The organism is Parafrankia sp. EUN1f (genome assembly GCF_000177675.1).
In the GTDB taxonomy this organism is placed as follows: Bacteria; Actinomycetota; Actinomycetes; order Frankiales; family Frankiaceae; genus Parafrankia.
The window spans coordinates 1-10,496 of record NZ_ADGX01000112.1; the positions used below are offsets into that span (position 1 = coordinate 1).

Sequence of the window (10,496 nt, forward strand, 5' to 3'; positions counted from 1 at the left end):
AGCCCGCGTTCTGGAGCGTCGCGGACTTCCGCCGCAACCCGCCCACCACCGGCACGTATCTGATCAAACCCAGGCTGGAGGCGTCCAGCACCGGCATCGAGACCGGTGACGCCCGGCAGATCCTCGACCGCCTCGCCGCGCACCCGGCGGCATCCGACACGTCCGATGTGTTCGTCGAACAGTTCGTGCCCGGCCAGATCTGGCACCTCGACGGCTACCTGCGCCACGGCGTCGTCCGCACCGTGACGAGCAGCGTCTACGTCGGGGACTGCCTGAACTTCGCCCACGGCAGCCCGCTCGGCTCCGCGCAGACCCCGGACGAACCGGAGGCGCTGGCGCTGCTGCGCCGCACACTGCCCGTCCTCGGCCAGCGCGACGGCGCCTTCCACTTCGAGCTGATCCGGACAGGCGACGGCCGGTTCCTGTTCCTGGAGACGGCGAGCCGGGTCGGCGGGGCCGGCGTCGCGGAGACGTTCGAGCTGCGCACCGGCGTCAACCTCTACCAGGTCGACCTGGCCCACCAGCTGTACGGCGACATCGACGAGCCCCCCACCCGGCCCTCGGCGCACTGGTACGGCTGGTTCGTCTTCCCGGCGCACCATCGCGCCGAGGGCACCAGCGTCGACTTCGACCCCGGCCGCTACGCCGGGCGCCTGGTCTCCTACGTCCACAACGATCGCCCCGCGGCCAGGGCCGGCGAGATCAGCTACGCGGCGGCGGCGACACCGCTTTCCGGGGTGGTCCGCGGCAGCGCCGAGGGCCTGCGTGACACCCTCGCCGAGATCTGCGCGCAGACAGCAGTCCTGGAGCTGGTATGAGCACCGCGTGCTTCGTCCTCACCGGCTACAACAACACCCGCGTCTACGACGTCGCGAAGCTGCGCGACCTGTGCCACCAGGAGTACCGGGCGCGGCTCGTCCTGGTCACGGACCAGCCGAAGCCGCAGGACGCCGCCGCCACCGACGTCGTGATCGCCGCCCCCCTGAGCCCGCTCGGCCAGCCCGGCCCGGACGGCCCGGACGGCGGATCGGATGAACCGCAGGCACCGGATGCGGCCGCCGTGGCCGGGCAGGTCGCCGCGCAGCTGGACCGCCACGACCTGCGGCCGATCGGCGTGCTGCCGTTCTCCGACCGGGGCGTCGTGCTGGGAGCGCACCTGGCGGCGCGGTTCGGGCTGCCCGGCGCCGAGCCGGCCCGGGCGTTGCTCGGCCTCGACAAGCACCGGTTCCGCGCGGTCGAGTCCGCGTCCGCCGACCATCCGGCCGGCTACACGCCACTGCGCAGCCTGGTCGTCCACTCGTTGGCCGAGTTCGAGGCGGCCGTCGCGCGCTTCGGCGGCACGGCGTTCGTCAAGCCGACCAGCGAGGGCAACAGCCGCGGCTGCCAGCACGTGCCCGACCTCGCCGCCTGCCCGGCCCTGTGGGCGGCACTGGAGCCGTACCACGACCGTGGCGTCATGGTGGAGACGCTGGTGACCGGCGCCCGCGAGTACAGCTGGGACTTCGTCGGCGGCGCGCGCTGGCTGACGGAGAAGCGCACCACCTCGGGCCGGTTCCGCGCCGAGTTCCAGCAGATCGTGCCGGCGCCGCTGGACGAGGTGCAGACCGCCCTGCTCGACCAGGCCGGCGCGCACGTCCGACAGCTGGTGTCCCCGTCCAACGGGGCCTTCCACACCGAGCTGTTCCTGCTGGAGCGGGGGGTGGCGGCGGTCGAGACCAACCTGCGCCCCGGCGGCATGCACATCTGGGACCTGGCCAGGCTCGCCTTCCCCGGCTTCGATCCCTGGCGGGAATGGCTGCGCTGGTCGACCACCGGCGCGGTGGTGCACAGCCGGCCGCAGGCCCAGGCAGTGAGCGGCATCCGCATGCTGCGCGCGCCGCGGGACGGCGTCGTCGTCTCGGTCCCGGACGTCGCGGCCGTGGCGGACGAGCTCGGCATCCCGCTGCATGACGGGGAGCTCCGCACGGCGCCCGGGCAGCGGGTACGCGCCGAGATCGCGGACAACGCCGGCTTCGTCGGGCAGATCATCCTGGTCGCCGACGACGCCGCGACGCTGTTGGACCGCCTCGACCGGCTCAGCGAGGCCGTTGAGGAACGGATCGACGTCGACGGCCGGGTGGGGCGCGGTCATGGGTAGCTGGCGGCTGCGGGTGTTCCTGGGCGCCCGCGTCCTGTCGACGCTGGGCGACCAGGTGCTCCAGTTCGCCGTGCCGCTGATCATCTACACCGCGACGGGTAGCGTGTCACTGGCGGGCCTCGCGTTCCTGGTCGAATGGCTGCCGCGGCTGAGCTCCCTTCCGCTGGCCGGGGTGCTGTCCGACCGGTTCGGCGGACGTCGGGTCTACGCGGCCAGCGACAGCATCCGGGCGGTGGCATGCCTGCTCACCGCGCTGGCGCTGGCCAGCTGGCCGGGGCATGCCTTCGGGCTGACCGCGGCGCTCATGGCGCTGTGCGCGTTCTGCTACGCCCAGACGTTCATCGCGCTCGAGTCGACCATCCCGCAGCTGGTGCCGCAGAGGGACCTGGCGAAGGCCCAGAGCGTGTTGCAGATCATCAACAGCGGGTCCGGCGTTTTCGGACCGGCCCTGGGCGGGCTGATGCTGCTCTGGGTGTCCCCGACGCGGCTGCTGTGGGTGAGCGGGGTGGCGTTCGCGGTGGGTGCGTGCGGTGTCGCCGCGCTGCGCGGCCTCGGCGCACCGCCCGCGGATGCTGCGGACGCACCAGCCGCACCGGTCGCGGACGCACCGGCCGCGGGCGAACGGGCCGCGGGCGCACCGGTGAACGCGCGGCGCAGTGTGGTCGGCGACCTGCGGGTCGGCATCCGCAGCCTGGCCGGGGCGCCGATCCTGCTGTCCCTGGTCGCGCTGACGATGGTCGCCAACCTGATGGTCGGTCTCGCCGTGGCCACCGGCGCACCCCTGACCATCGGCCACTTCCACCAGCGCGACGCGGTCTTCGCGACGCTGCAGATCACGGTCGGGGTGTTCTCGATCATCACCCTGCTGTCGATGACCTGGCTGTTGCGCCGCCTGTCCGTCTATCGGATCGGCGTGCTGTCATTCCTGGTCAGCGCCGCCGGGGCGGCCCTCATCGGGGTCGCGCCGCTGTTCCCGCTGTATGTGCTCGGATACGGCCTGTGCCTCGGCATGACCGGGCTGTTCAACGTCTTCATCCGCGTCGAGCGGCTGAACTGGATCGCCCCGGCCGAACGGGGCCGTGTCATCAGCCTGATCGTGCTGCTGAACCAGAGCACACTGCCTCTGGCCGGCGGGCTGGTCGCGCTGGTCGGCGCGGTGCTGCCCGTGCAGGTGCTGTTCCTCGCCGTCGCGGTGCTGGCGTGGCCCGCCTATGCGCTGCTGCTGCGCCCGCTGGGCGCGCAGGCGATGACGGCCCGGCCGGCCGCGCCGGCCGAACCCGCGGTGCCGGTGCCGCTGGCGAGGTAGCTCGCGGTTCGGCACCGCCACAGGGCGCCGGCCCAGGCGGGACAAGGCTGAGCCGGTGTGGCGGGGCCCCTCCTACAGGTCGGCGTAGAGCGTTTCCTCGGCGATGAGGATCCTTTCCAACAGCCGCGGGAACGTTCCGTAGTTGCGTACCGCGTAGTGGACGGTGGCGCGGTTGTCCCAGAACGCGACCGAGCCGGGTCGCCATGAGAACCGCACCTGGTTCGCCGGCTTGCGGTACTGGTCGATGACCGCCGTCAGAAGTTCCCTGCTTTCGGCACGGTCGAGCCCGACGATCGTCGGCCGCTGGGTGAAGTTCACCCAGAGGGTCTTCTCTCCGGTTTCCCGGTGCAGGCGGACAACCGGATGGGCGACGACCGGATAGTCGTGTCCGGACTGGTGCAGCGCGGCACGGTAGTCATGGGTGACGTGGTGGCCTTCGAGCCGGGCCTTCACGTCGTCGGGCAGGCCCTGGTAGGCGAGCGCGGCGTCGACCCAGATGGTGTCGCCGCCGACCTCGGGCAGGTTGACCGCCCGCAGCACCGCTCCCCAGGTCGGCACGAGCCGCCAGCTCGTGTCGGTGTGGTACGGCTCCCAGACGTCGTCGCCGGCCTGCGGAGTATGGGCCTTCTCGTACTTCTTGAAGTCCTCGCTGGCGATGCGGTGAATCGACGGGCTGATGTCGGGGCCGGCGTTGCCCGCGCCCGGATGGGTGTAAAGGGGGCCGAAGTGCCGGGCGAAGTCCTCGTGCTGAGCCTGGGTCAGCTCCTGGTCCCGGAAGAAGACGACCTTGTATTTCAGAAGGGCCGCCTTGATCTGGTCGCGTACCTCGGGAGTGAGCGGCTCCCGGAGGTCGACCCCGCTGATCTCCGCTCCGATTGTCGGTTGCAGAGGCTGGACGTCCAACGAAGATTGGACGGGCGTTTCGGCGACTGTGGTCACGATGTGTCCCCTCAGTGGATGCTGCCGTTGGAGATCTACCTGCGCTCGCCGCCCGGTCTCCCGGAGCCCCCGGTCGCTCCGCCTGCGCGGCGGATTGCAGGGATGGCATCTGGTGGTAGGCGCCGCCGTAGCTGGCGGAGCGGGGTGCGCGCCAGGCACGGGTGGTGGTTCAGAACGCGGTCGCCAGTGCCTTTACGGTGCCTGCCATACGCGCCAGCGCCGCCGCGTGGCTTCGTGATGCCGGTTCGCGGGGGCGCCGTGGCCCGGTGGCCGCTCCGGTGCGACGTAGCCGCCGGCCCCGCCGTCTGCCGGGGCGTTCGGGTCCCTGACGCTGGGCGTCAGCGGCCGCTGTGGCGGTCCGGACAGCTCGCGGAGGCCACTCGCAGCAGGTCGATGTGCTGTCGCGACACCAGGTACGCAGTTCTCAACACAGATCCAACATGACCACAGTTTGTCGATCGGTCAAGTGCGAAAAATAGGTGACCCACGTCACAAAATGGCCCGTCGGGCGTCCGTGATCCGGATCGATCGCCAGGGTGACCGAGGGGCCGCTCGCCTTGACCGGTATCCCCACCGAGAAACTTGACAATCTTCGACGTCTGCCGCATGTTGCTACCTGTGCGTCCACCCCACGCTTGCCCGCCGTCTGTGTGTGGACCTCGCGCGGGTGTGTGCCGGCCGCTGTAGCGGAGCCGGACTGCCCACCGGGGGACCCGGCGCACGCTGCATCACGTGGGAAGGGTCAGGTCTCCCGTCTGTGGTGGCTTTCCATACCCTTTCCTTCCTGCCCGGCCCTGGCCGGCCAGAAGACTGCTCCTGAAGCGCATTGGATGAGGAGGAAATCCTATTAACCAGACCGTGGCAGCACCCGTGACGATCCAGGGTCTGTTGGACCGGCTGCAGGCCACCCGGGACGCGGAATGGGCGCCGGAGCAGCTTCGGGCCCACGCCGACCTGCGGCGCTCCCTTGAGGAGAAAGCGGATCGCGCGCGCTTCGTCAAACCAGGCGACGTGGTGCCGCCCTTCGCGCTGTCCGAGGCCGGTGGCGGCACCGTCATCCTCGACGACCTGCTGGCCGACGGGCCGGTGACGCTGGTCTTCTTCCGGTTCGAGGGCTGCCCCGCGTGCAACACGGCCCTGCGCGGCTACCAGCTCACCCTCGCGCCGGCCCTGCGCGAGCTGGGTGCGCACCTCGTCATCGTCAGCCCCCAGATCGCCGAGAAGCTGGTGGCGATCAAGGAGCGGCACGGTTTCGACTTCCCGGTAGCCAGCGACCCCGACCGGGTCCTGATCGACTTGTTCGGTATAGGTTTCGCGCCCGACGAGGCAGCGCGTGACGAATCCCGGCGTAAAGGTGTGGATCTCGGTGCGATTCTCGGCACCGGAGAGTGGACGCTGCCCTACCCGACGGTTGTCGTCATCGATCGCGACCGGATTGTTCGGTTTGCCGACGTCCATCCCGACTGGATGGTGCGCACCGAGTCCTCGGCCGTTCTGGCCGCGGTCCGGCCCCTTGTCGGTCAGTAACCGGCCCCTTTATGAGGAAGGGCAAGCCAGGACATGACGCTTTCCACCCATGACGCGCCGGCAGCGGCGATCGAGCCGGCGCCGGACGCCGCCCCCGAATCATCCGCCGGCGAGCGGAGGAGCCCGTGGGCCGGGCTGGTCGCACCGGCTGAAGGCGGGCAGTGGCCTCGCCCGGAGCCGGTCCGGACGGTCGAGGAGGAGCGGCTGCACCGTAAGCGCAAGCTCGCCGCCGCGTACCGGCTCTTCGCCAAGCTCGGCATCGCCGAGGGGCTGTCCGGGCACATCAGTGCCCGTGACCCCGAGCTGGCCGACCATTTCTGGGTGAACCGCTTCGGCCTCGACTTCAGCCGGATCAAGGTCTCCAACCTGCTGCTGGTCAATGGCAGCGGGGAGATCGTCGAGGGCACGCCGCCGCTGAACCCGGCGGCGTTCAACATCCATTCGCAGATCCATGCCGCCCGGCCGGACGTCGTCGCTGCCGCTCATACCCACGCGCTGTACGGCCGGGCGCTCGCCGCCATCGGCGAGCCGCTGCATCCGATCTCTCAGGATTCCCTCGCGTTCTACGAGGATCAGGTGATCTTCGACGAGTACAACGGAGTCGTGCTGGACGAGGCGGAGGGTCGGAAGATCGCCACCGCGCTCGGTCCGCACAAGCTGGCGATCCTGCGTAACCACGGCCTGCTCACCGTCGGCACCAGTGTTGAGGCGGCGGCGTACTGGTACATCGCGGCGGAGCGGGCCGCGCGGACCCAGCTGGTCGCTGCGGCGGCCGGGGCGCTGCGGATTCTCGACCACGAGATCGCCAGCGCCACCGCCAGTGGGGCATGGGGTGACGATGGCGCTCGCTGGTCCTTCGAGGCCCTCTATGACCCCATCGTCGAGGAGCAGCCCGACCTGCTCGACTGACACCTGGGCCCGGTCGTTCGGCCACCTGGGCCCGGTCGTTCGGCGCGCCCGCGCCGAACGGGTGTGATCTGCGTCGGCCTCGTGCGACACGTGGAAATCGCGGCCGGGCTCGGCGAACTGCTCTCGTAGTGTGCACCTGAATCACATTCAGTGATTAGTCGTGTACTGAAGAGGTTGGATGATCTGCTCTCCGGGTCATCTGGCCACGGAGAGAGGCAGTGTCGTCATGGCTGGTGGCGGTGGAGATGTCGTTCTGGTGACAGGGGCGACGGGTAATCAGGGTGGTGCGGTCGCGGCGCGGCTGCTCGCCGACGGCTGGGCGGTGCGGGCGCTGACGCGTGATCCCGCGGGTGCGGCGGCCCGCCGGCTCGCCGACCAGGGTGCGGAGATCGTGGTCGGCGACCTGGCCGACCCGCAGTCGCTGGACGTGGCGGCCAAGGGCGTCCACGGGGTGTTCAGCGTGCAGCGGGGGGCGCTCGGTTATCCGCCCGTGCCGTTCGCGGACGAGGTCGCCTGGGGTCGCAACGTGGCCGACGCGGCGGCGCGGGCCGGTGTCCGTCATGTGGTCCACGCCTCGGCGGCGGGGGTGGGGCCGGCGGCTCCGCGGGCGCTGGCGAGCAAGTGGGAGATCGAGGAGTACCTGCGTGGCAGCGGGCTGCCGGTGACGATCCTGCGGCCGGTGTCCTTCATGGAGAACTACGCCTCGCCGGCCTTCGGGGTGCACACCGGCACGCTGGCGAGCCCGTTCGCGGCGGATGTCGCCGAGCAGCTCATCGCCCTCGACGACATCGGCGCGTTCGTCGCGCTCGCCTTCGCCGATCCCGCCCGGTTCGCGGAGCGGACCCTCGCGATCGCCGGCGACGAGCTGCGCCCCGCCGAGACGGCGCGGGCCCTGAGCCGGGCCACCGGCCGCGACATCGGCCACGTGCAGCTGCCCGTCGACGTCGTCCGCGCGGCGAACGAGGACTTCGCCGACGCGGTGGCCTTCGTCAACGAGCGCGGCGGCTACGGCGCCGACCTCGCGACCGCGCGGGCGCTGCATCCGGGGCTGATGACCTTCGAGACCTGGCTGGAGCGTCGAGGCGCCGCGCTGGTGGCCGCCCTGTTCGACTGACCGCCCTGTTCGACTGGCCGCCCCGTTCGGCTGACCGCCCTGTTCGACTGACCGTCGGATCGGTTGAACATCCGGTTCGAGCAGCTGCGGGTCCAGGCACCACCACCTGCCCTGCCGGTCAACGTCCACCGTGGTGTGTTCTGGATCACTTTCCCACTTCTTGACTCGACAAGGTGTATTTACGCAGAGTGCTGTCCTGAGCCGCATTCCGACATGTCGGCCGGGAAGGGACGGGACCGATGCCCGATTCCACTCCGCTCCATCTCGCCGTCGCGCTCGACGGGGCGGGGTGGCACCCTGCACCTCGCCCCGTCAACCGCTGCGCCGACGCCGCCGCCGTCTGACTCCGAAGGGCCGCCCTCGTGAGCAAGCCGCGCAAGCAGATCATCCTCGGCGCCTACCTGGCGGGCGTGAACCACCACACGGTGTGGTCAGACCCGGCCGCCGGCAGCCAGATCGCGTTCTCCTCCTTCCAGCACCTGGCGCAGACCGCCGAACGCGGGAAGTTCGACTTCTTCTTCCTGGCGGAGGGCCTGGCCCTGCGGGAACGGTTCGGGGCGTTCCTGGACACCGACGTGGTCGGCCGCCCCGACACCCTGCCGGTGCTGGCGTCGCTGGCCGCCGTCACCGAGCACCTCGGGCTGGTCGGCACCGTCAACGCCACCTTCAACGAGCCCTACGAGCTGGCCCGCCAACTCGCCTCCCTGGACCACCTCTCCGGCGGCCGGGCCGGCTGGAACGTGGTCACCTCCCTCGACACGTTCACCGGCCGCAACTTCCGGCGCGGCGGTTTCCTGCAGGCCGAGGACCGCTACCTCCGGGCGGAGGAGTTCCTCGACGCCGCGCGGGCCCTGTGGGGCAGCTGGCCGGCCGACGCCGTCCCCGCCGACCGCGACCGCGGGCGATTCCTGCGGGACGGACAGGTGGGCCGGTTCGCGCGGCACGGCAGCCAGTTCGACATCGCCGGCCGGTTCACCGTGCCCCGCTCCCCGCAGGGCCGCCCGGTGATCCTGCAGGCCGGGGTCTCCCCGCAGGGCCGGGACTTCGCCGCCGCCGGCGCCGACGCGATCTTCTCCCCGTACCACAGCCTCCCCGAGGCGCAGGAGTTCTACCGGGACATCACCGCCCGGGTCGCCGCCGCCGGACGTCCACCGGGCTCGGTGCGGTTGCTGCCCGCCGCGCTGTTCGTCCTCGGTGACACCGCCGAGGACGCCCGCGAGCGGGCCCGGGAGATCGCCCGCGCGCAGGTCACCGGCCGGACCGCGCAGATCCTGCTGGAGGCGGTCTGGAACCGTGACCTGTCCGGCTACGACCCGGACGGCCCGCTGCCCGACGTGGAACCGGACACCGACGGGCCACCGGCCATCGAGGGCCGGACCACGCGGCACGGCGACGCGCACGCGACGGTGAAGGCGTGGCGCGAGCTCGCGGAGGCGAACGGGTACTCGCTGCGGGAGCTGGCGATCCACCTGTTCGCCCGCGCCGAGTTCGTCGGAACGCCGACCCAGGTCGCCGACCGGCTCGACGAGTTCGTCCAGAACGACGGTTCGGACGGCTTCATCCTCGGGTCGCATCTGACGCCCACCGGGCTCGACGAGTTCGTCGACAAGGTCGTCCCACTGCTGCAGGAACGGGGATCGCTGCGCACGGAGTACGAGGGGACCACGCTGCGCGCCAACCTCGGCCTGCCCGCGATCCCGGAGCCGGCCATCCCGGAGCCGGCCATCCCGGAGCCCGCGATTCCGGAGCCCGCGATCTCCGAACCCGCGATTCCGGAGGCGGCCGGCCCGGAGCCGGCCCGGCGGTGACCGAGGCCGCGGCCGAGGCGGACCTGGGCCGGACCCCGCCGACCCCGTCCGCCGGCTCCGGCGGGCACCACGTGCTCGACAACCCGGTGCGCTCGTCGCTGTGCGGCCCGCACGCCCCCTTCGCGCAACGGCGCGGCGACGTCCGGCGCTACCCGCCGCAGATGTCGCAGTTCGCGGCCATGCCCGAACGGCCCGCCGCCGCCGACTGGGCCGATCTGGCCACACTCGCCGGCCCGGGAGCGGTCGTGCCGCTCGCCGCGGTCGAGGCACCGCCACCCGCCGGCTGGGAGGTCGTCGTGCGCGGCACCGGGGTGCAGATGACGGGCGAAGCGGTCGCCGGCGCCCCGGGTGGCTCCGGGATCGTCCGTCTCACCGCCGCCGACGTGCCGGAGATGCTCGCACTGACCGCCCGCACGAATCCCGGGCCGTTCCTGCCCCGCACGATCGAGCTCGGGACGTTCCTCGGGATCCGGCGTGGGAACCGGCTGGTCGCGATGGCCGGTGAGCGGGTCCATCCACCCGGCTGGACCGAGATCAGCGGCGTGTGCACCGACGCCGCGCATCGGGGGCAGGGCCTGGCCACCCGGCTCGTGCTGGCACTCACCGCCGGCATCGCCGCCCGCGGCGAGCTCCCGTTCCTGCACGTCACGGCCGGCAACGACACCGCGCTGCGGCTCTACGAGGCGCTGGGTTTCCGCGCGCGGCGCACGCTCACCTTCACCGTCGTGCGCGTCCCGCCCGTCGCCTGACGGGCCT

Annotated in this window: 9 protein-coding genes; 8 read left to right on the plus strand and 1 reads right to left on the minus strand. The window is 71.6% G+C overall.

Going from position 1 to position 10,496, the window contains the following annotated elements; all coding sequences use genetic code 11:
* The 3 genes from FREUN1FDRAFT_RS40155 to FREUN1FDRAFT_RS26955 form a co-directional block, all read left to right on the plus strand.
* On the plus strand, nt 1-818 hold an 818-nt coding region (locus tag FREUN1FDRAFT_RS40155; protein WP_006543441.1), incomplete at its 5' end, for an acetyl-CoA carboxylase biotin carboxylase subunit family protein.
* Complete coding sequence (locus FREUN1FDRAFT_RS26950) at nt 815-2,137, plus strand: hypothetical protein (protein ID WP_006543442.1); 1,323 nt, start codon at nt 815-817, stop codon at nt 2,135-2,137. The genes FREUN1FDRAFT_RS40155 and FREUN1FDRAFT_RS26950, both read left to right, overlap by 4 nt.
* Nucleotides 2,130-3,443: an MFS transporter gene (locus tag FREUN1FDRAFT_RS26955; RefSeq protein ID WP_006543443.1), complete on the plus strand. Its 1,314-nt coding sequence runs from the start codon at nt 2,130-2,132 to the stop codon at nt 3,441-3,443. Before FREUN1FDRAFT_RS26950 ends, FREUN1FDRAFT_RS26955 begins: the two co-directional genes overlap by 8 nt.
* A 72-nt stretch (nt 3,444-3,515) precedes the next feature.
* Here the strand turns inward: FREUN1FDRAFT_RS26955 and FREUN1FDRAFT_RS26960 are convergent, their stop codons facing one another.
* Entirely contained in the window at nt 3,516-4,382 is an 867-nt protein-coding gene (locus FREUN1FDRAFT_RS26960; RefSeq protein ID WP_006543444.1) for a TauD/TfdA family dioxygenase, read from the minus strand.
* A gap of 846 nt (nt 4,383-5,228) precedes the next feature.
* Between FREUN1FDRAFT_RS26960 and FREUN1FDRAFT_RS26965 the strand changes: the two genes are divergently transcribed.
* From FREUN1FDRAFT_RS26965 to FREUN1FDRAFT_RS26985, 5 genes are all read left to right on the plus strand, one after another.
* Nucleotides 5,229-5,909, plus strand: a complete 681-nt coding sequence (locus FREUN1FDRAFT_RS26965) for a peroxiredoxin-like family protein (protein WP_035953728.1) — start codon at nt 5,229-5,231, stop codon at nt 5,907-5,909.
* Nucleotides 5,910-5,942: 33 nt separating this feature from the next.
* Nucleotides 5,943-6,818, plus strand: a complete 876-nt coding sequence (locus tag FREUN1FDRAFT_RS26970) for a class II aldolase/adducin family protein (RefSeq protein WP_006543446.1) — start codon at nt 5,943-5,945, stop codon at nt 6,816-6,818.
* 256 nt (nt 6,819-7,074) lie between these two features.
* Nucleotides 7,075-7,932: an NmrA/HSCARG family protein gene (locus tag FREUN1FDRAFT_RS26975; RefSeq protein WP_232295430.1), complete on the plus strand. Its 858-nt coding sequence runs from the start codon at nt 7,075-7,077 to the stop codon at nt 7,930-7,932.
* A 362-nt stretch (nt 7,933-8,294) separates the two neighbouring features.
* Nucleotides 8,295-9,740, plus strand: a complete 1,446-nt coding sequence (locus FREUN1FDRAFT_RS26980; RefSeq protein ID WP_006543448.1) for an NtaA/DmoA family FMN-dependent monooxygenase — start codon at nt 8,295-8,297, stop codon at nt 9,738-9,740.
* Nucleotides 9,737-10,489, plus strand: coding sequence for a GNAT family N-acetyltransferase (locus FREUN1FDRAFT_RS26985; RefSeq protein ID WP_006543449.1), 753 nt, complete (start codon nt 9,737-9,739; stop codon nt 10,487-10,489). The genes FREUN1FDRAFT_RS26980 and FREUN1FDRAFT_RS26985 overlap by 4 nt, the downstream gene beginning before the upstream one ends.
* Nucleotides 10,490-10,496 lie beyond the last annotated feature (7 nt).